Source organism: Vibrio sp. YT-19(2023), from assembly GCF_033337395.1.
In genome coordinates this window covers 1-626 of the sequence record NZ_JAWOQN010000683.1, presented here as the reverse complement: position 1 = coordinate 626, position 626 = coordinate 1, and the positions used below count along the sequence as shown (strand labels likewise).

Annotated in this window: 1 protein-coding gene; it reads left to right on the top strand. The window is 42.3% G+C overall.

From position 1 onward, the window contains the following. Positions 1-329: 329 nt before the first annotated feature. Positions 330-626: SulP family inorganic anion transporter (locus R7E78_RS27860; protein ID WP_318058852.1), on the top strand; the 297-nt coding region annotated here is incomplete at its 3' end.

The following is a 626-nucleotide window of genomic DNA, read 5'->3' as shown; positions in this document are numbered from 1 at the left end:
AGTTTGAATATCATTGCGATAGCTTGAAAGCTAGAATCAAAAGGCCACCGAAAGGTGGCCTTTTTTGTTTGTTCTCGGTCTAGCGTAATTGGTTATATTAATATCAACGACGGATCACATTTGTGGTTCATTATCCGTATCATTCTTGAACTTAATCACACTTTTCGGTAGCATTCGCCAACTCAAGTTTTCGACACCATTCTACTGCTGCTCTTTTATTACTACGGTTTACACTAAGTACCTTGAATGTAGTTTCATCACTTAGTGGTTAATGCAAATACGAATATGTGTCGGGATAAACTCATCTCAACGAGAACTTAAAGACAAACATGTTCGAATTCCCGCAATTTTCTAAGCACTCTATTAAAAATGACGTGCTATCAGGTTTGACAGTTGCCCTGGCACTTGTCCCTGAAGCCGTAGCATTTGCATTCGTTGCTGGTGTAGACCCAATGGTTGGTCTGTACGCAGCATTCATCGTTGGCCTTATCACCTCAATCTTTGGTGGTCGCCCAGGCATGATCTCTGGTGCTACAGGCGCAATGGCTGTAGTAATGGTCTCTCTTGTTGCAAGCCACGGTGTTCAGTACTTATTTGCTGCCATTATGTTGGCCGGTATTCTGCAA